16 protein-coding genes are annotated in these 19,932 nt (G+C 39.5%); 10 read left to right on the top strand and 6 right to left on the bottom strand.

Annotated features, from left to right (window positions below):
- Nucleotides 1–102 precede the first annotated feature (102 nt).
- Nucleotides 103–1,362: an aminotransferase class I/II-fold pyridoxal phosphate-dependent enzyme gene (locus ACKWB9_RS06310; RefSeq protein WP_414002155.1), complete on the top strand. Its 1,260-nt coding sequence runs from the start codon at nt 103–105 to the stop codon at nt 1,360–1,362.
- Between the two features lie 35 nt (nt 1,363–1,397).
- On the opposite strand, the gene ACKWB9_RS06305 is transcribed toward ACKWB9_RS06310, so the two are convergent.
- Together ACKWB9_RS06305 and ACKWB9_RS06300 are read right to left on the bottom strand one after the other, a co-directional pair.
- Entirely contained in the window at nt 1,398–2,516 is a 1,119-nt protein-coding gene (locus ACKWB9_RS06305) for a GTP cyclohydrolase (protein ID WP_414002154.1), read from the bottom strand.
- Nucleotides 2,517–2,652: 136 nt separating this feature from the next.
- The gene (locus ACKWB9_RS06300) at nt 2,653–3,735 is read right to left on the bottom strand and encodes a transporter (protein WP_414002153.1); all 1,083 of its coding nucleotides are present in this window, start codon (nt 3,733–3,735) and stop codon (nt 2,653–2,655) included.
- Nucleotides 3,736–3,983: 248 nt separating this feature from the next.
- Here ACKWB9_RS06300 and ACKWB9_RS06295 point away from each other — a divergent pair, with 248 nt between their 5' ends.
- The 5 genes from ACKWB9_RS06295 to ACKWB9_RS06275 are packed head-to-tail and all read left to right on the top strand — an operon-like array spanning nt 3,984 to nt 10,320.
- On the top strand, nt 3,984–4,247 hold the full coding sequence (locus ACKWB9_RS06295) for a DUF4834 family protein (protein ID WP_414002152.1): 264 nt from the start codon (nt 3,984–3,986) through the stop codon (nt 4,245–4,247).
- 35 nt (nt 4,248–4,282) lie between these two features.
- A complete protein-coding gene (locus ACKWB9_RS06290; protein ID WP_414002151.1) occupies nt 4,283–6,718 on the top strand; it encodes a YfhO family protein in 2,436 nt (811 codons plus the stop codon).
- Nucleotides 6,718–7,989: a glycosyltransferase family 4 protein gene (locus ACKWB9_RS06285; RefSeq protein WP_414002150.1), complete on the top strand. Its 1,272-nt coding sequence runs from the start codon at nt 6,718–6,720 to the stop codon at nt 7,987–7,989. Before ACKWB9_RS06290 ends, ACKWB9_RS06285 begins: the two co-directional genes overlap by 1 nt.
- The gene (locus tag ACKWB9_RS06280) at nt 7,989–9,443 is read left to right on the top strand and encodes an oligosaccharide flippase family protein (protein WP_414002149.1); all 1,455 of its coding nucleotides are present in this window, start codon (nt 7,989–7,991) and stop codon (nt 9,441–9,443) included. Before ACKWB9_RS06285 ends, ACKWB9_RS06280 begins: the two co-directional genes overlap by 1 nt.
- A 1-nt stretch (nt 9,444) precedes the next feature.
- Entirely contained in the window at nt 9,445–10,320 is an 876-nt protein-coding gene (locus tag ACKWB9_RS06275) for an RluA family pseudouridine synthase (RefSeq protein ID WP_414002148.1), read from the top strand.
- Between the two features lie 111 nt (nt 10,321–10,431).
- Here the strand turns inward: ACKWB9_RS06275 and ACKWB9_RS06270 are convergent, their stop codons facing one another.
- The gene (locus ACKWB9_RS06270) at nt 10,432–11,721 is read right to left on the bottom strand and encodes a hypothetical protein (protein WP_414002147.1); all 1,290 of its coding nucleotides are present in this window, start codon (nt 11,719–11,721) and stop codon (nt 10,432–10,434) included.
- A gap of 311 nt (nt 11,722–12,032) precedes the next feature.
- On the bottom strand, nt 12,033–14,810 hold the full coding sequence (gene uvrA / locus ACKWB9_RS06265; RefSeq protein WP_414002146.1) for an excinuclease ABC subunit UvrA: 2,778 nt from the start codon (nt 14,808–14,810) through the stop codon (nt 12,033–12,035).
- A gap of 250 nt (nt 14,811–15,060) precedes the next feature.
- On the opposite strand from uvrA, the gene ACKWB9_RS06260 reads away from it, so the two are divergent.
- From ACKWB9_RS06260 to ACKWB9_RS06250, 3 genes are all read left to right on the top strand, one after another.
- Nucleotides 15,061–15,642: an RNA polymerase sigma factor gene (locus tag ACKWB9_RS06260; RefSeq protein ID WP_414002145.1), complete on the top strand. Its 582-nt coding sequence runs from the start codon at nt 15,061–15,063 to the stop codon at nt 15,640–15,642.
- A gap of 72 nt (nt 15,643–15,714) precedes the next feature.
- Nucleotides 15,715–15,861, top strand: a complete 147-nt coding sequence (locus ACKWB9_RS06255; protein WP_414002144.1) for a hypothetical protein — start codon at nt 15,715–15,717, stop codon at nt 15,859–15,861.
- A gap of 452 nt (nt 15,862–16,313) precedes the next feature.
- On the top strand, nt 16,314–16,895 hold the full coding sequence (locus tag ACKWB9_RS06250) for an RNA polymerase sigma factor (protein ID WP_414002143.1): 582 nt from the start codon (nt 16,314–16,316) through the stop codon (nt 16,893–16,895).
- A gap of 224 nt (nt 16,896–17,119) precedes the next feature.
- Here ACKWB9_RS06250 and ACKWB9_RS06245 read toward each other — a convergent pair whose 3' ends face one another.
- On the bottom strand, nt 17,120–17,785 hold the full coding sequence (locus ACKWB9_RS06245) for an endonuclease III domain-containing protein (protein ID WP_414002142.1): 666 nt from the start codon (nt 17,783–17,785) through the stop codon (nt 17,120–17,122).
- 55 nt (nt 17,786–17,840) lie between these two features.
- Between ACKWB9_RS06245 and bcp the strand changes: the two genes are divergently transcribed.
- The gene (gene bcp / locus ACKWB9_RS06240; RefSeq protein WP_414002141.1) at nt 17,841–18,293 is read left to right on the top strand and encodes a thioredoxin-dependent thiol peroxidase; all 453 of its coding nucleotides are present in this window, start codon (nt 17,841–17,843) and stop codon (nt 18,291–18,293) included.
- Between the two features lie 77 nt (nt 18,294–18,370).
- Here the strand turns inward: bcp and ACKWB9_RS06235 are convergent, their stop codons facing one another.
- On the bottom strand, nt 18,371–19,831 hold the full coding sequence (locus tag ACKWB9_RS06235) for a nucleotidyl transferase family protein (protein WP_414002140.1): 1,461 nt from the start codon (nt 19,829–19,831) through the stop codon (nt 18,371–18,373).
- Between the last annotated feature and the right edge of the window lie 101 nt (nt 19,832–19,932).

Raw genomic sequence — 19,932 nt, 5'->3', positions numbered from 1 at the left:
GTGAAAAAAAGTGGGGTTGTGCCCCGCTTTTTTTATGGAATAAATATTTTTATGAATGCTTCTTAAAAATATTTACTTTTGCAGTTAGAACCAACGTAGGCGATGAGAGACTTATTTGATAGAATTATTGAGAATAAAGGCCCTTTGGGGAAATGGGCATCACAGGCAGAAGGATATTTTGTGTTCCCAAAATTGGAAGGCCCTATTTCCAATCGAATGAAATTTCAGGGCAAGGACGTTATCACATGGAGTATCAATGATTATTTAGGCCTTGCCAATCTTCCAGAAGTAAAAAAAGTAGACGGTGAAGCGGCTGCGGAACATGGGGCGGCTTATCCCATGGGCGCAAGGATGATGAGTGGACATACGGATCATCATGAACGATTGGAACGGGAACTGGCCGCTTTTGTCAATAAAGATGCCTCTTATCTGCTAAATTTTGGATATCAGGGCTTTATGTCGGTCATTGATGCTTTGGTCACTAAAGACGATATTATCGTTTATGATGTGGATTGTCATGCCTGTATCATAGATGGTGTTCGTTTGCATATGGGCAAGCGGTTCACCTTTACACATAACAATGCCCAAAGTTTAGAGAAAAACCTGGAACGGGCCACAAAAATGGCAGAGCAGACCGGTGGTGGAATATTGGTCATTTCAGAAGGCGTATTTGGAATGCGGGGCGAACAGGGCATATTGAAAGAAATTGTCGCACTCAAGAAAAAATTCAAGTTTAGGCTATTGGTAGATGATGCCCATGGTTTTGGAACACTGGGCAAAACCGGTGCAGGGGCAGGAGAGGAGCAAGGTGTTCAGGACGATATTGATGTGTATCTGGCAACTTTTGCAAAATCAATGGCGAGTATAGGTGCTTTTGTAGCAGCGGATCAGGAAATTATAGATTATTTAAAATACAACCTACGATCGCAAATGTTTGCCAAATCATTACCCATGGTATATGTAAAAGGTGCATTAAAGCGTTTGGATATGATGCGTACGCAACCCGAACTGAAGGCCAAACTTTGGGAAAACGTTAATGCGCTACAAAACGGACTAAAAGAGAAAGGTTTTAATATTGGGACCACTTCTAGTTGTGTTACCCCGGTCTATCTCAATGGAAGCATTCCAGAGGCCATGGCCTTGGTGAAGGACTTGCGGGAGAATTATGGAATATTCTGTTCTATCGTAGTTTATCCGGTTATTCCAAAAGGATTGATATTATTGCGTATGATACCTACGGCTACACATACCATGGAAGATATTGACGAGACCCTGGCCGCTTTCTCCGCCATTAGGGAACGCCTTGAGAATGGTACTTATAAAAGATTGTCCGCAGCCGTTGCGGCGGCCATGGGGGAGTAGTAATTAATTAAGGCTGAATTTTTTTGTGGATTTACCTACAGGGATTTTCGGTAGGTACGCCTTCTCTTATATATAACGGGGTTAAAATGTTTCCACATTTGCTTAATGGCTATATTTTCTTCCAGTTCCGGGGTGCGAAAGCACATTTCAATACCCTTGGCCTTAAAAGTTTTATAGTACTCGTTAAAAATAATAGCGGTAACGCCCTTGTTTTGATAATCGGGATGAATACCGATAAGGTAAAAGATAACATCCTTACTCTTCTTTTTGGCTTTCAAGAGATGATAGATGCCCAAAGGGAAAAGTTTGCCCTTTGCTTTTTGCAAAGCTTCCGAAAATGATGGCATTACAATGGCAAAGGCCACCAATTTATCCTCTTTGTCCTTTATGAACTTAATGTATTCCGGATTAATAAAACTGATGTATTTCTTCTTGAAGTAAGCTTTTTGAATATTGGTGATCGGCACAAAAGAAGAAAGTTTTGAATAGGTTTCGTTAAAAAGGTCGAACATTTCATCGGCCAGGGGCAATACTTCCCTTGTTTTGGTAAAATTGAGTTCCCTTAACCCATAACGGCGTTTGATCAGATCGTTTAATTTGATAAATAAGGCCGGATCGGCATTACTGGCCGGAAATTTGTTTTCCATGTATTCCTTTTCCCTGGAAAAGCCCAAACGTTCATAGTGGTGCTGATAATAAGGGTGGTTGTACCATGTGATCATGGTCCCTATGTGATTAAACCCCTCAATAAGAACGCCGACCTTGTCCAAATTGGAGAAACCTACAGGCCCTTCCATATAATCCAGTTTATTTTCAGCACCTATTTCAGCAACTTTATGAAGCAATGCTTCGGATACCGAAGTATCATCGATAAAATCGAACCACCCAAAACGCATTTTTCGTATATGTTGCGTATCCACTTCCAACCAATTGATGATAGCGGCTACCCTGCCCACAATGATATTTTCCCTATAAGCCAGAAAGAACCATGCTTCGGCATCCTTAAAAACGGGATTTTTGGATTTGTCAAAAGTCTCCAATTCATCTTTGATGATCGGAGGCACCCAATATTTGGAATCCTTGTATAAGGAGAAAGGAAAGGTTACAAATTGTTTTAACGCTTTTTGGGAATTAACGGCTTTGATTGTAATCATCGGTGTCCTTTAGAAGCACCAATATTAGGGATATTAATCAATACATAAAAGCTGAAGGATTTTAAATTTTACAGGGAATTGATTAAAACTTTTTAGTGAATTGAAAAAAATTAAACGAGTTTGGGTGCAGCGAATTTTAGAATTCTATTTCATCCTTGTCTTTTTTTTGCTTCTTTTTGGCCTTTTTCAATTTTCGCAATTGCTTTTTGGAGGGGCCGAGATCTATATCTTCCGCACCACTTCCGTTCTTTCTTTTCTTTTTCTGCTTCTTCATCGTATTCTTCCTGATGGCACCACCGTTCTCATCGGCATTTTGATCTTCTATTGGAACCAAGGTGTCTTTATGAAAGTCAAAACGATAGGAGCCACCTATACTCAGAAAAACCCGTGAAGGGGTATTTTTAAAATTGACGCCAAGATTCATGTCTACCTGTAGATCCTCTTTTAATAAATGGGCAATGCCACTACGCAGTAAAAAATCTGTATACCGATCACTTTCAATACCTTGATGTTCCAAAAAAAAGCTCCATTTGGGATTTCTAAAGGCATGGGATAGGGAAATGAGGTAGCTAAACTCTGGAAAATCCGTTCCAATTCTGTCATATCCCAGATTGGTTATGAGTACAAAACGAGGGGTCAACCTACTTTGTGTGGCTATCATTACCCTTGGTGATACGGTCGCTTCACCGGGGTAATAGGGGTTGTCCCCCAGAACAAAATTAGCTCCACCATAAATGGATATTGCCGGCAGCAGGTTTTTTAATTGAAATTTATGGTTTGCCCGCCAGCTATAAAGGTTCGGTTTATTGCGTTCCGGGTTTTTAAACGGGTCATAGACCAAAAACTTAAGCCCCAATCGGTTTCTGGAAAAATCCCTTCGTTTGGCTTTTGTGTCAAAATTTTCAAATAGAACATCCTGATCTTGGAATGTGCCCTCATAATTTAGTTCCAGACTTTCAAAAAACAGCCCGTACCGTAAAGAAATATCCGTTCCCCATTGATCGGATTGGGTATTTAAGATACTATGGTCCCGTTGTTCATAAAATAGCCCCAGTTCTGCTTGTACCACATTTTTTCCAACGGCATACGCACTAACGGAAAGTCCGGGCCGGTTGGAATTGATAACATCTGTATATTGTGCCGTTAAGGAAATTGGAACGGTGATAGTAAAAAAGAAAAGAATATTTACTATTCCTTTGAAAGTAAAGGGTATGCCCATGAAAACGACTTTATAATTATTTTAATACTCGGAATCTAAATATTACAACGTGAGAATTGTATTTTTGATATAGAACCTGTTCAAACTTTTTGGATTATATCAAAAATTAGTGATTTTGAATTTGGATAAAGGCTTTTATGAATTGCATAACTGTGCCAGAAAAAGAACAAAAAAAGGCTATAAAAACACAATTTTTTGGCAGATCGGATAGTTTGACCAAGTTCTATGATCTTATTATATTTGAATAAATGACTTTTTTAAGAACCATATTATTTATCCTTTTAGGGTACTATCTGCTGAAAATTTTAATGCGATTGTTCGCTCCCAAAATTTTGAGTTACGCCGCAAAGAAAACGGAATCCCATTTTAAGCAAGCTTTTGAGGGTTTTGAGCGACCCAATGGGTCCGTTCAAGAAAAGGTGGGTGATGTGATTATCGATAAAAAGACCCAAAGGAAAAAAGGTGATTCCAAAAAAGTAGGGGAGTATATCGATTTTGAAGAAATAGACTAGCTATCTTTGTGTAACCACCAACCACTGCTTAGCAAATGAAGAAAGGTCTAAAATTCTTTATAACCCATTTTTTTGTTATCGTATTTTTTATTGTAGCGGCTTTGGCCTATTTCCACCCTGTATTGCAAGGAAAGGTAATCTATCAGCATGATATTGCCCAATATACGGGAATGGCCAAGGAGCAGAACGACTTTAGAAAAAGTACCGAAACCGAACCTTATTGGACCAATAGTGCTTTTGGCGGTATGCCTACCTATCAATTGGGAGCTAATTATCCACACAATTATATCAAAAAGTTGGATAGATCAATTCGGTTTCTGCCCAGACCGGCCGATTATCTATTTCTATATTTCATAGGGTTTTATATTCTTTTATGTTGTTTAAAGGTCGATTTTAGATTGGCTGTCCTTGGTGCACTGGCCTTTGGGTTTTCTACCTATCTTATCATTATAATTGGTGCCGGCCATAATGCAAAGGCCCATGCTATGGGATATTTGCCCTTTCTTTTGGCGGGTATTGTACTCGTATTCCAAAAAAAATACCTGTGGGGATTTGTACTTACCGCTCTGGCAATGGCCTTGGAAATAGTGGCCAATCACTACCAAATAACCTATTATTTTATGCTCTTGGTGCTTATATTGGGTATAGTTTATTTAATTGATGCCATAACCAAAAAGCAACTGAAACACTTTTTTACCGCTGTGGGAATTTTATTGGCCGCCGTAACTTTGGGAATAGCCACCAATGCCACGGGTCTTATGGCTACCAAGGAATATGCGGATTGGAGTACCCGGGGGAAAAGTGAATTGACCATTGAACCTGATGGGTCCCCAAAGGATAATACCGGAGGATTGAGCAAGGAATACATTACCCAATGGAGTTATGGTATTTCCGAATCCTTGAACCTATTTGTACCCAGATTGTTCGGAGGGGCAAGTGAGGAGAATCTGGGAGAAGATTCAAAATCCTATAATTACCTTATAGATAAGGGCTTGCCCAGAAGCAGTGCTTTGAATTTTGTTAGTGGCGTCCCACTGTATTGGGGAGAACAACCAGGTACCTCGGGTCCGGCTTATATTGGAGCCATCATTTTCTTTCTTTTTATTCTCGGACTTTTCTTGGCTAGGGGCAAACACAAATGGTGGTTATTATCGGGTACCGTTTTATCCCTGGTACTATCCTGGGGAAAGAATTTTAGTGCACTGACCGATTTTATGATCGATTACTTTCCGTTGTACGATAAGTTCAGGGCGGTTTCCTCGATTCAAGTTATTTTGGAGCTTTGTGTTCCCTTATTGGCCATATTGGCCTTACATGAATTTTTTAGCAAGAAAGTTGATACCGATAAAAAATTGACCGCCCTAAAATATACCGGTGGCATTGTGTTAGGTTTGGGCGTATTGCTGTTTCTTTTAAAGGGAATGTTCCATTTTATTGGGCCTGGGGACGAACGACTTCGTATGACCGGTCTGGAAGAACTTCCAGAAATGTTGCGTTTGGACAGGAAATCGGTATATACAAGCGACTTATTACGATCAATGGGGTATGTTCTTGTAACCGGATTATTGCTGTGGTTCTTTTTAAAGAACAAACTTAAAATGAATCTCGTTGTTATTGCTTTAGGAACCTTGATCATATTCGATTTGGTCGGGGTGAATTTGAGGTATGTAAATAGCGAAGGCTTTGTATCCAAAAGGAGAATGTTACAACCTTTTCAGGCAACTGCGGCCAATAAGGCCATTTTGGAAGATAAAGGTGTATTTAGGGTCTTTGATCAAACAGATGGGTTTGATTCGGCCAAAACGGCCTATTTTCATCAAAGCATTACCGGATACCATGCCGCTAAGCCCGCGGGAATGCAAGATTTGTTCAATTTTCACGTGTATCGGGGAAACCTATCCGTCCTCAATATGCTGAATATAAAATATGTAATACAACAAGATGAAGAAGGCAACCCCTTTCCGATAGAAAATCCGAATGCCAACGGTAACGCCTGGTTTATTGAGAACCTTAAGCAAGTAAGCTCCGCAAATGAAGAGATCCGGATATTGGATAGTTTGAAAACAAAAATCACCGCTGCCGTAAATATAAATGCATTTAAGAATATTAACCGTTTTGAATATCGGTTAGATTCCACAGCTTCTATATCCTTAATGACATATAAGCCCAATCATTTGACCTATACCTCTGAAAACCCGAATGCGGGTGTAGCTGTATTTTCTGAAATGTATTATGAAAATGGATGGAATGCTTATATAGATGGAAAACGTACAGACCATTTTAAGGTAAATTATGTATTACGCGCCTTAAAAGTGCCGGAAGGAAGACATAAAATAGAATTTAGGTTTGAGCCAAAAGTGGTAACCGAAGGAACCCGGATAACCCTGACCAGTTCTATTTTGTTGGGCTTGGTCCTTGTAGGTGGAATAGGTTTTTCTTTTTGGAAATCGAGGAAGGAGGGAGAATCTTAATGAAAAAAGTCCTGGTCATTGCGTATTACTGGCCACCTGCCGGTGGCCCCGGGGTTCAACGATGGCTTAAATTTGTAAAATATTTTCGGGATTTTGGTGTAGAACCCATTGTATATGTACCGGAAAATCCTCATTATCCCTTAATTGACCGTACTTTTGAAAATGATATCCCAAAAGATATTACGATTTACAAACATCGTATTTTTGAACCCTATCGTTTGGCCGGTCTCTTTTCTAGAAAAAAAACAAAACGTATTAGTTCAGGTATTATCCGAACGAAAAACCAATCTGTTTTAGAGCGATTCATGTTATGGGTCCGTGGCAATCTTTTTATTCCCGATGCCAGGAAATATTGGGTACGTCCTTCCATTCGGTTTTTATACGATGTACTGGAACAAGAGAGGATAGGGACTATTATTACAACAGGTCCGCCCCATAGTGTGCACTTAATAGGTCATTACTTAAAAGAGTTTAAAAAGGTAAAATGGATTGCGGATTTTAGAGACCCCTGGACCTCCATAGGGTATCATAAAAAATTAAAACTGACCTCATTGGCCAAAAACAGGCATAAAGAACTAGAGCGTTTGGTACTGACGAATGCGGATAAAATAGTAGTTACCAGTAAAATCACCCAGCTTGAATTTCAGCGGATTACCAAAAAACCGATTACCGTCATCACAAACGGCTATGACAATGAAAGGTCATTCCATACTAAATTGGATGAAAAATTTACACTTTCACACATTGGATCTATGCTTACCGGTAGAAACCCAAAGAACCTATGGAAAGTTTTGGCAGAACTCATTAAGGAAGATACCGCTTTTGCCCAGACACTTCAGTTGCAGTTCATTGGAGTGGTCGGCAAGGATGTTTTGGAGAGCTTGACCGAATATGGGCTAGAGGATTTTGTGGAGTTCATAGGATACCTGCCCCACAATGAGGTTGTCCCATACCAGCAAAAATCCCAGATACTTCTTTTAACGGAAATAGATAGTGAAGAGACCAAAGGGATTATCCCGGGAAAATTGTTTGAATATATGGCCGCTAAACGCCCTATTTTAGGAATTGGACCAGAAGGGTGGGAAGTAGCCGATATGGTTGCAAGGACCAAAACCGGAGCTATTTTTGAGCATAGCTCTTATTTTCAATTGAAAAATGTACTTTTAAACTGGTACCAACAATACCAAAGACAAGAGCTTAGCGTATCTTCTGAAAATGTGAAAGAATACAGTAGACGGGAACTTACTAGAAAACTGGTAGAATATATCTAATGGGTATAGTACTGAAACAATCGCTCAAAAATGTAATTGTTACCTATATAGGTTTTGCGATAGGAGCGATCAATATTCTTTTTCTGTACACCAATTTCATGACCGATGAAAACTACGGATTGGTACAGGTGATACTTTCCGTATCGGCGATCTTAATGCCTGTTTTGGCTTTTGGTGTTCCCAATACCCTGGTGAAATTTTATTCTGGTTTTACCGATGCTAAGGAACAAGAAGGTTTTTTGACCCTAATGTTGTTATTGCCCCTGGCCTTGATACTTCCCATAGCGGTATTGAGTTATAGTGCCAATGAAATCATAGGTGGTTTTTTGGCCCGCAAGAACCCGATAGTACGGGATTATGTTTGGCCTATTTTTTTGGCCGGAATGGCTATGGCCTATTTTGAAGTTCTTTATGCCTGGGCACGTATTCAGATGAAATCGGTCTTTGGAAATTTTATGAAGGAAATATTCTGTAGGATCGGCCAGACCCTTCTTTTGGTATTGTTTTGGTTGGATTATATCGGAATCGAATTTTTTATCAATGCCCTGGTCGGATTTTATTTGTTGCGTACCCTCATTATGAAATGGTATGCCTACCGGTTGCGAAGGCCAAAATTGGAATTCAGTCTACCCAAGAACACAGGTAATATCTTAAAATATAGCCTGCTCATTATTCTTGGCGGATCCACGGCTATTGTATTGATGGAAGTGGATAAAGTAATGCTAAACAGTTTTTTAAAAATAGAAAACGTAGCCTATTATGGAGTAGCGGGCTTCATAGCCATTACTATTGCGGTCCCAGCGCGGGCCATGCACCAGATTACGTACCCCTTAACGGCCCAATATTTAAATGGCAAGGATTCCGCTAAACTCAAGGACCTATATCAAAGAAGTTCCTTGACCCTGTTTATTATATCCGGTATCCTCTTTTTATTGATACTTTTGAATTTGGAGAATTTATATGCTTTATTGCCAGATGAATATAGCGGTGGTTTCTTAATTGTTTTTTGGATAGGTCTGGCAAAGGTGTACGATGCACTTTTGGGGAATAACAATGCCATTCTCTATAATTCCGATTATTACCGTTCTATCCTTTTGTTGGGTGTTTTATTGGCCTTAATGGCCATAGGGTTCAATCTTTGGCTTATTCCCAAATATGGCCTTAAAGGTGCTGCCATTGCCAGTTTTTCGGCTTTTTTTGTATACAATACCTTAAAACTACTATACGTAAGGTCGAAATTTAAAATGCTTCCCTTTACTTCTGAGACCGTAAAAATCTTCGCTTTATTGATTTTACTGGGTACGTTGTTCTATTTTCTGCAGTTTTCATTTCACCCTATTTTAAATATACTGTGCAAAAGCATGCTAATAATAGTAATATACGTAGGTATCTTATATCGTTTTAAGTTATCGGAAGATGTTTACGGTATACTTTCCAAATGGTTAAAGAAATAAGGTGAAACCACGTTCGATAGAAACCCATACGGCCATTCCGCAAGAAAAACCGATTCGTTTGCAGGAATACGGGATAGGTATCTTCACCACCATTTCTACCAAATCGGCTCTGAAAAAGGTACTTAAAAAGAATTTAATCGCAGTGAACGGTAAGATTGCCACGAGCGCGACCTATATTCATGGAGGAGAATATATTGAACTTAAGGAAGAAACCGGAAGTACGATAAAGAGAGAGTTCCAACTTCAGTTAGAGGTGGTTTATGAGGATGATCATCTAGCGGTCATTAACAAACCCGCAGGTATTTTGGTCAGTGGCAATTCTTTTAGGACAATGGCCAATGCCCTGCCCCGAAATCTAATGAAAAGCGATCAGGAAGATGCAGTTGTCCCTCGACCTGTACACCGATTGGATTACCCGACCACGGGGCTTTTATTGGTAGGGAAGACCAGTACGGCTATTTTGACATTAAATCAATTGTTCCAAAAGAAACAAATTATCAAAGCCTATTATGCGGTGACCCATGGTAAGATGCAATCCCAGGGGCGTATTATACGGGCCATTGATGGTAAAGAGGCAATTTCCGATTATGAAGTCTTGGAAATCTTACCATCCGAACGATTTGGATTTTTGAACTTGGTAAAACTATTTCCCATAACGGGAAGAAGGCATCAATTGCGAAAACATATGGCCTTCATCGGAAATCCTATTTTAGGAGATGCAACTTACGGGCTTTCCAATTTAACCTTAAAAGGAAAGGGACTTTACCTCCATGCCCAGGTTTTGGAATTTTGGCACCCAATAACTAAAGAAAAAATGTTGATCGAAACAGGATTCCCCAAAAAGTTTGTAAAGTTATTTGGAACCCTTGCGAAATAGATTTCCGAACCGAATTTGAAGGAGGGCAAATTTTTGGCCGTAATAAGAAAAAGCCCCGTAACGGATTCATCCGGTACGGGGCTAAACAACTAACCAACCTAAAAACTACTTTTAATGTCTTCTACTGCTTCTTGTAGTGGCTCTTGAACTATTACCTCTACTACTCCTTGCAGGAGCTTTTTTTACAGATCTAGAAGTTGTACTTCTGCTCACTGTTGATCTGGACCTTGGTGTCTTACTAGCGGACCTGTAATTAGCACTTTTTTGTGTTCTGCCCTGGCTGTTACGTACCGTACTGGTCCTATTGACCGGCCGCTTGTACGTGGTAGTGCTTCGCTTTACCGTAGTACTTCTTGGAGTACGGGTTACCTGTCTTTTGGTCACCGTTCTGCCTTGGTTATTACGGACCGTATTGGTTCTATTGGCAGGCTGCCTGTACGTGGTAGTGCTTCGCTTTACCGTAGTACTTTTTGGAGTACGGGTTACCTGTCTTTTGGTTACCGTTCTACCTTGGTTTCCCCGTACGGTACCGTTGTTACTTCGCTTTATGGAAGTAGACCTTCTTATGGTATTGCCCCTATTGGAACGAACCGTATTGTTCGAAGCTACATTTCTTCCCGTTCTGATTACATTGCCCCGTTTGGAAACAGTTCTATTGTTTCTATAGGAATTACCTCTTTTGGTCACCGTTCTATTGCTGCGGTAAGCATTGTCCCTTACCGTAACCCTTCGGTCATTTCTATAGATACTGGCTCTTTCCCTGCGCACTTTGTTATATCGATGTGTTTTTCCCAAGGATACATATGCTCTTCGTCTATTATACCTATATGGGTTGTAATACGTGTACCTGATCGGGGTATAATACCTTCTATACGGCCTGTTGTACACTAGGCATAGATTAATGGACGGTCTCACAAACCACCTGTGGAAAGGGCGATATACATAATGCCTGTTGTATATGTTTATATAACCCGTATGGTAATCAAAGATTCCTCTGTTATTGTAATACACGTACATACCGCCTAATCTACGGACCCTACCGTTTCTATAGGCGATATCCACATCTCCTATCTGATTTACACGGCCATAATAGTCATAGAATATGGGGATGTTTTCCACTTGGATTACGGCACCGTAATCATCATACTGTGCATACGGACTATAATCGTAACCGGAATTGAAAGTAACCCCGTTTCTGCGTCCGGTCACGTAATCTTCAATATAAAAATCGAACTCACCATCGGGGTAAACGGAAAACGTAATGCCATTTTCAACAAAAATGAACGAGTTGTTGTATTTGTAAGCATTGCGTGTTGCAACCTTATCTTTTGTTGTACTTGTGGCCAAAACACCGGAGGTGCCTAAAAGTAGTGCCGTAAAAAGGAGTACTAGATTTTTCATATTATAAGGTTTTACCCTGCCAACGGGCAGGTGGGTTCTAAATGCAATTATTTACATTCCCTTAGCTAATACCAAACAGCGTGCCAAAAAAATAGAACAATTATTAAATGTCTGATTATCATAATGTTGTATAATTGTATTGTTGAAAACACAATAATTTTAAATTGGATGGATGGATTGTAAGTATAGGATAATCTTAATTATCCATTCAATTTTCGGAAAGAAATATACCTTCAATTTTAAGGCCGAATATTTATTTGATACTGAAGAGTGATTTTTTGGAACTGCTAACTACCCATGTGAATCGAGGACTATATTTTTTCCTTCAGGTACTTTGCTGTATGTGATTTTTTGATTTTAATAATTTCCTCGGGCGTTCCCTCTGCCAATAGATATCCTCCGTTTTCACCACCTTCGGGGCCAAGGTCGATGATGTAATCGGCACATTTGATCAATTCTATATTGTGTTCGATGACCACAATAGAATGCCCTTTTTTGATCAAGGCATTGAAGGATGTGAGCAACTTTTGAATGTCATGAAAATGGAGTCCTGTTGTAGGTTCGTCAAAAATAAACAGGGCTTTGTCCTTTGTACTGCCTTTTACCAAAAAGGATGCGAGTTTAATGCGCTGGGCTTCACCACCGGAAAGTGTAGAGGAGGATTGTCCTAAAGTTACATAGCCAAGACCTACATCTTGCAAGGGTTTTAGTTTACCCACGATTTTTTTCTGCTCTCCGGTTTCAAAGAAGGTAATGGCATCATCAATGGTCATGTTCAGGACGTCGTCTATGTTCGCGTCCTTAAAAGTGACTTCCAGAACATCTTTTTTAAATCGTTTTCCTCCGCAAGTATCGCATTCCAGATGAACATCTGCCATAAACTGCATTTCTACGGTAATTTCACCTTCGCCCTTGCACTTTTCACATCGCCCTCCATCTACATTAAAAGAAAAATGTTTGGCCTGGTAATTTCTGATTTTGCTCAGTTTTTGTCCGGCAAACAGATTTCTGATATCATCATAGGCCTTGATATACGTAACCGGATTGGAACGTGAGGATCGGCCAATGGGGTTTTGGTCTACAAACTCTACGTGTTTTATATGCTTGTATTTTCCGGTAACGGAAGTAAAATGCCCCGCTTTTTCACCATACCCGCCCACTTCTTTCAGGATAATAGGGTATAACAACTTTTTGACCAAGGTACTTTTTCCACTCCCGGAAACCCCCGTAACAACGGTGAGCATATCCAAAGGAAACGTAACCTCAATATTTTTAAGGTTGTTTTCACGGGCCCCCGTTATCGTAATATGGTTTTTGGAGGTACGGCGTTCATTGGGAACGGCTATTTCCATAGTGCCGTTCAGATAACTGGCCGTGAGGGAATCTGATTGTAATACTTTTCCAAGGGTTCCCTGTGCAACTACATTTCCACCGTGAGTACCGGCTTCCGGGCCAATATCAATGACCTCATCGGCAGCCTTCATAATATCCTCATCATGTTCCACTACAATGACCGTATTACCCAAATCCCGAAGGGAAATAAGGACTTCCACCAGGTTTTCCGTATCCTTTGGGTGGAGGCCAATACTGGGCTCATCCAAAATATACATGGAACCCACCAAACTGCTTCCCAACGATGTTGCCAGGTTTATACGCTGACTTTCACCTCCGGACAGGGTATTGGATTTTCTATTCAAGGTCAAATAGCTTAGGCCTACTTTATCCAAAAAACCCAATCGTGTATTGATTTCCTTTAATAACCTATCCGCAATATGGGCATCATGCTTACTCAGCTCTAACCTACTGAAAAAAACGATTAATTTTTCAATGGAAAGTTCTACCAATTCTGAAATGGATTTCTCCCCCACCTTTACATAATCGGTATCCTTGGTCAACCTTTTGCCCTTGCAAACATTGCATTTTGTCTTTCCGCGATAGCGGGATAGCATGACTCTATTCTGGATTTTATAGCTCTTCTCTTCCAACGTTTCAAAGAACTTGTGCAATCCAGTAAAATGGTCATTACCTTCCCATACCAGCTGTTGTTGCGCCACACTGAGTTCGTACCAGGGTTTATGAATAGGGAAATCAAAGGTGTAGGCAGAATTTACCAGTTGGTCCCGGTACCAACCCATGCTATCGCCCCGCCATGGGAAAATTGCATTTTCATAGATGGAAAGTGCCGTATTGGGCACGACCAGATCGGGATCAATGCCGATAACATCTCCATATCCTTCACATTTTGGGCAAGCTCCATAAGGGTTGTTAAAACTGAACAAATGAACATTGGGTTCTAAAAATTGCATTCCGTCCAGTTCAAATTTATTGCTGAACAGCGTTTGGTCGGAATTTTCCAATACTTCGATCACGCATTGCCCCTTGCCCTCAAAGAAAGCGGTATCCGTTGCATTGGCCAAGCGGTTGTAAAAGTCCTCATCGTCTTTGGTGATGATCCGGTCAATGACCAGATCGAATTTCCTGCCAATATCTTCGGGTGCCTGATCTATCCGTAACACTTTTCCCTTATACTTGATTCGGGCGTAACCCTGTTTGGAGAACAATTGCAATGATTTTAAGGTATCCCTATCCTCACGGATAACAATAGGGGCCAGGAGCAACAATTTTGTGTTTTCGGAAAAGGTCTTTACGTGTTCAATAACATCCGTTACCGTATCCTTTTTTACCTCCTTACCTGAAATTGGGGAAAAGGTCTTACCGATCCGTGCGTAAAGTAACTTTATATAATCATAGATTTCCGTGGTGGTCCCAACGGTTGATCGCGGGTTGGTAGCGTTTACTTTTTGCTCAATGGCAATGGCCGGGGCAATCCCTTTTATATAATCTACCTTGGGTTTGTCCAATTTTCCCAAAAATTGTCTGGCGTAGGACGAGAGACTTTCTACATACCTTCTCTGACCTTCGGCATAAAGGGTATCAAAGGCCAGACTGGACTTTCCGGAACCCGACAGCCCGGTAATCACAACTAATTTATTTCTAGGAATAATAACATCTATATCTTTTAGATTGTGCAGTTTTGCACCTTTTATGATGATGTTCTCCTTAGGGTCTATCTCGGTAATTAAAGGCATACTATTTTCTAGGTCTGCAAAGATACAATATGGGTTTTTCATTAACCAAGAAAAGCCTTTCTTCTAACTTGATAGACTCCTATTTTTCACATTTTTTTGGGAATATAATTTTTTTTCTATCTTTGAAATTCAATCTTAAACCTCAATAAGCCTATAGCACTCCATTACTTTTAAGTTAAGATAATAACGAAAAAGACCCTTCTTCTCATGAAAAAGGGCCAAATTTTAACCCCATAAAAGTAATATAGCTATGAACCTACAGATTGAGGATTCCCAACTCGTTAAGCAATACATTTTAGGCAATGAACAGGCCATTGAACAGCTCATTAATAGGCATAATTCCCGTCTTACGGGTTTTATATATTCTAAGGTAGGAGACCGTGAATTGACCGAAGACATTTTTCAGGATACCTTTATGAAGGTTATTCGTACCCTTAAAAGAGGAGCTTATAACGAAGAGGGAAAATTTCTTCCATGGGTCATGCGTATAGCCCATAACCTGATTATAGACCACTTTAGAAAAAATAACCGAATGCCGATGTATGAAGGTAAGGATAGTTTTAATATTTTCTCTTTAATGGGAGATGAACGCCTAAATGCGGAAAAACAATTGATAAAAAATCAAATCGACAACGATTTGATCAATATGATCAAGCAATTACCGGAAGATCAACAGGAAGTATTGCAAATGCGTATTTATAAAGGCATGAGTTTTAAGGAAATCTCCGACAACACAGGAGTTAGTATCAATACCGCTTTGGGCAGGATGCGCTACGCCCTGATCAATCTTAGAAAGCTAGTGGAGGCCAATAGTATTGTTTTAACGAATTAATAGGTCACAGGTCGATTGAATCTACTATATTTAATTCCGTTCCGTTCTAATATCAAATCAAAACGGAAGAATATGGAAAATATTTACGTTAAAAGAAACGATGATAAATGTAAGTTGGTCAAAGCCAAACCGGAAACGATCAAGTTTTTGTTGGATTATTCCAAATCATTGAAAATAACGGAAGCAAAAGGAATCAAGTTTGAAGGCAACCTAAACTAGTTCCTAATAATAATATAAAGAAAGGCCCTTGGTAGAAATACTAAGGGCTTTGTTTTTTTGGAAGGTAGCCATGGGTGACCGATCGCCCCTTTCCCTATTGATTCCATCTATATGATCGGCCCCGACATATTGATAATTGACTATCAAAAAAATACTACATGACCGTTATCGGGTAATTGTCCATTGAATTAATACATGGGTATTGTTCCATGGGTGGCTTAATGATTACTACAATGCTCTCCCGCTAGTCCTGAACCATTGCAACTATCAAAATACAGGTTTATTGTATTGAAAAATGGGTTTTCGTTGTTTCACATCATAAAAAGGCAGTTTTACAACATAGTTTTTTGCACGGGAGGGCTTTTATCTAGTTTTATATCATAATTAACAGCAAAACAGAATTACTAATCAAGATTCCCCAAATCTTTAACCAACAAAAAGAAATGACTGATATGGAACTACAAATTGAAGATTCGATACTAGTAAGGGATTACATAAGCGGTGATGAAAAAGCACTGGAAATATTGATCAATAGACACAATCAACGTATTACTAGTTTTATCTATTCCAAGGTATTGGACAGGGATATTACCGAGGATATTTTTCAAGATACGTTCATTAAGGTCATTAAAACCCTTAAAAAGGGTACTTATAGTGAAGAGGGGAAGTTTTTGCCATGGGTCATGCGGATTTCACATAACCTGATCATCGATTATTTTAGAAAGAACAAGAGAATGCCGATGTTCGAAGGTAATGATGATTTCAATATATTTTCGGTAATAGGAGATGATAAATTGAATGCCGAAAAGCAATTGATCAAAAATCAAATTGATACCGATCTTCGTTATTTGGTAGAAGAATTGCCGGACGATCAAAAAGAAGTACTGTTAATGCGTATCTATAAGGATATGAGTTTTAAGGAAATTTCCGAAAACACCGGTGTTAGTATAAATACTGCTTTAGGAAGGATGCGCTATGCCTTGATCAACTTAAGAAAAATCATAGATAAACATAATATTGTTCTAACCAATTAATAGCGGTCTAAAATAGATAAAACAATATTTCCAATTTAGTTGCGTTAATTTAATGTAACAACATTGGAAGTATGGAAAAAATTTACTCTAACTATCGAGAACAAACCCAATTTAACAAAGTATGCCCTAAGACGATCAACTTTTTGTTAAGTTTTTCTCAGGCACTTTATGAAATTGAATATAAGAATTTAAGGTTTGAGACCTTTTTAAATTAAAACGATTCGCTATTGGCGGGTCTTTTTAATTTTATAATAATCGTTCAATACTTTTTTACGGCCGATGGTCTTTGTGATAACGTCTTTGTTCAAGTCCCACCCCCTGGCCGGGGAATAGTCCCTACCATACCAGATAATCTGTAAATGCAGGTCGTTCCACAATTCTTTAGGGAACAGTCGCTTGGCATCCTTTTCTGTTTGCACTACATTTTTTCCGTTGGAAAACCCCCAACGATACATCAACCTATGAATGTGTGTATCTACCGGAAAAGCCGGAATGCCAAAAGCCTGGGATACGACCACACTGGCCGTTTTATGGCCCACGGCCGGTAATTCCTCCAATAATTCTATTTCTTTGGGTACTTCGCCATTGTATTTTTCAATAAGAATTTTTGAAAGTCCGTGAATACCCTTGGATTTCATGGGCGACAGCCCAACAGGCCTTATGATCTCCCTGATTTCTTCTACGGTGAGCTTTATCATATCATACGGATTGTCCGCTTTTTCAAATAGAAGGGGAGTTATCTGGTTTACACGCACATCCGTACTTTGAGCGGACATCAGTACGGCGATCAACAAGGTATATGGATCCTTATGTTCTAAAGGAACCGGAATTACCGGATATAATTGTTGCAGGGTTGAAATTGTGAAGGATACCTTTTCGGCTTTCGTCATTTTAAGTTTAATTTTGGGAATCTATGTTTTAAACGATAATTAAATTTAAATCTACATGAATACGTTGAAAGTAGGAGATAAAGTTCCAGCATTTTTCGCTAAAGACCAAGATGGAAATACGATTAATCTCTCGGACTATGAGGGTAAAAAGCTGATCGTGTTCTTTTATCCGGCCGCAAATACCCCAGGCTGTACCTTGGAAGCTTGTAATTTGAGAGATAATTATGCGGAACTACAATCCCAAGGTTATGAATTATTGGGGGTTAGTGCAGATTCTCAAAAGAAACAATCCAACTTTAAAAAGAAGTATGATTTTCCTTTTCCATTGCTGGCGGACGAAGACCATACAGTGTTAAATACATTTGGTGTTTGGGGCCGAAAAAAATTTATGGGCAGGGAATATGACGGTATCCACAGAAAAACCTTTGTCATAGATGGCGATGGAACCGTTACCAAGGTAATAGATAAGGTAAAGACTAAAGATCACGCGGCTCAACTGTTGGATTAACGGACCTGAACCAAGAAGCGGCCTGAAAAATATTTATTTTTAATTTGTAAGATCGGGTTTGTCCGAATAAACATTTCTTAGGCCTTTTCTTTTTTAGTTTCCAAAGCTTTTCGTGTAAAAAGATTTTTTTCCTTGATAATTTCGGCAATGCCTTCTGGAAGCATTTCTTCCCAACCGTCTTCTCCGTTCATGATTTTCTTTAGCACGTCCCGAGAGAAAATATGCATGATTTCCGGCTCGTAGTCGATAATGTCCATTACCTTACCGTTGTACTTAAAGAACTTATACAATTCTTTCATTCTTGGATGTACCTTAATATTGTTGCTGGTCATTACCTGCCCGGTATCCGGGTCCTTCATCGGGTAAAGGTACACCTGCAGGTCTTTGAAAAATAGTTTTCCAAAAGCTTCCAAAATACCACCGCTTAAATGTCTATAATATTTTTCATCAAATATTTCGACCAGATTATTTACCCCCATGGTAAGGCCAATACGGTTTTTGGTATAATTATTAAAGTACTCCACCAGTTTATAATATTCCTGAAATTTGGAAATCATCACCGAATGGCCCAAGGAACAGAGCAGTTCCGCACGATCCATAAAATCCTGTTCGTCTATTTCCCCGGAAGCTTTAAGGTTGGAAAGTGTAATCTCAAAGATAACGATACTATTCTCTTGGTCCACTTGCGGGTCACGGATAAAAATATCATGTGATTTCTGGAACATATCCAGATTTACCATGGTCACGGGCCTAAAACTTCCGCGCAAAGCCAAAATATTCTTTTTGTAAAGTACGGTGGCGGGTAAAAGGTTATTCCCATCGGGGCCGAACATAACCGCATCGGTCATGTCATTTTTAATGAGTTGAAGACTTATAAGCCTATTGTCCACACCTTTGAAATCAGGGCCGGAAAAATTGATCATATCTATTTCAACGGTATCCTTATCGATATGGTCATATAAATATTTAAGCATTTTCTTGGGTTTATGATACTTGTAAAAAGCACCATAAATAAGATTCACACCTATTATACCTAAAGTTTCCTGTTGCAATCTGGCTTCGCTTTGTTTAAAGCGAATGTGCATTATAATTTCATTGAATTCCTTTTGTTCCGGATTTAATTGATAGCGGATACCTACCCATCCGTGACCTTTATAGCGTTTGGAAAAATCAATGGTGGCCACCGTATTCGCATAGGAAAAGAACAACCTTTCAGGATGTCTTTTTCTGCTGATGCGCTCCTCCATCAACTGCATTTCATGTTCCAGCATGGTCTTTAAGCGTGCTTGGGTTACATACCTGCCGTCTTTTCCGGCTCCGTAAATGGCATCGCTAAAATCCTTGTCATAAGCGCTCATTGCCTTGGCAATAGTCCCAGAAGCTCCACCAGACCTAAAAAAGTGTCTTGCCGTCTCCTGGCCTGCACCAATTTCCGCAAAGGTGCCGTATATGTCCGGATTTAAATTAATTCTCAACGTTTTTGCCTTTATAGACGGAATATTTTCAAAGGCGGTATCTTTCTTTAAGGCTGAAGCCATTCTTTGCGGGTTTGCTTTTGGCAAAGTTATAAATAACGGGACATCTAATGATCAAACGGCCAAAAAAAATGCATAGGCGGTTTTATCCCGTAATCAGTACC

The sequence above is a fragment of the Maribacter spongiae genome (genome assembly GCF_047345125.1).
Lineage (GTDB): Bacteria > Bacteroidota > Bacteroidia > Flavobacteriales > Flavobacteriaceae > Maribacter.
Note: the sequence above shows the minus strand (reverse complement) of the source record. Positions and strands in the feature narration are given on the sequence as shown.

Bases quoted from the DNA above. Each gene is read 5' to 3' on its own strand.
- ACKWB9_RS06260 (WP_414002145.1), top strand. From the start codon at position 15,061: ATGAACCTACAGATTGAGGATTCCCAACTCGTTAAGCAATACATTTTA.
- ACKWB9_RS06285 (WP_414002150.1), top strand. From the start codon at position 6,718: ATGAAAAAAGTCCTGGTCATTGCGTATTACTGGCCACCTGCCGGTGGC.
- ACKWB9_RS06295 (WP_414002152.1), top strand. From the start codon at position 3,984: ATGACTTTTTTAAGAACCATATTATTTATCCTTTTAGGGTACTATCTG.
- bcp (WP_414002141.1), top strand. From the start codon at position 17,841: ATGAATACGTTGAAAGTAGGAGATAAAGTTCCAGCATTTTTCGCTAAA.
- ACKWB9_RS06255 (WP_414002144.1), top strand. From the start codon at position 15,715: ATGGAAAATATTTACGTTAAAAGAAACGATGATAAATGTAAGTTGGTC.
- ACKWB9_RS06250 (WP_414002143.1), top strand. From the start codon at position 16,314: ATGGAACTACAAATTGAAGATTCGATACTAGTAAGGGATTACATAAGC.
- ACKWB9_RS06310 (WP_414002155.1), top strand. From the start codon at position 103: ATGAGAGACTTATTTGATAGAATTATTGAGAATAAAGGCCCTTTGGGG.
- ACKWB9_RS06280 (WP_414002149.1), top strand. From the start codon at position 7,989: ATGGGTATAGTACTGAAACAATCGCTCAAAAATGTAATTGTTACCTAT.
- ACKWB9_RS06245 (WP_414002142.1), bottom strand. From the start codon at position 17,785: ATGACGAAAGCCGAAAAGGTATCCTTCACAATTTCAACCCTGCAACAA.
- ACKWB9_RS06270 (WP_414002147.1), bottom strand. From the start codon at position 11,721: ATGAAAAATCTAGTACTCCTTTTTACGGCACTACTTTTAGGCACCTCC.
- ACKWB9_RS06235 (WP_414002140.1), bottom strand. From the start codon at position 19,831: ATGGCTTCAGCCTTAAAGAAAGATACCGCCTTTGAAAATATTCCGTCT.
- ACKWB9_RS06305 (WP_414002154.1), bottom strand. From the start codon at position 2,516: ATGATTACAATCAAAGCCGTTAATTCCCAAAAAGCGTTAAAACAATTT.
- uvrA (WP_414002146.1), bottom strand. From the start codon at position 14,810: ATGCCTTTAATTACCGAGATAGACCCTAAGGAGAACATCATCATAAAA.
- ACKWB9_RS06290 (WP_414002151.1), top strand. From the start codon at position 4,283: ATGAAGAAAGGTCTAAAATTCTTTATAACCCATTTTTTTGTTATCGTA.
- ACKWB9_RS06300 (WP_414002153.1), bottom strand. From the start codon at position 3,735: ATGGGCATACCCTTTACTTTCAAAGGAATAGTAAATATTCTTTTCTTT.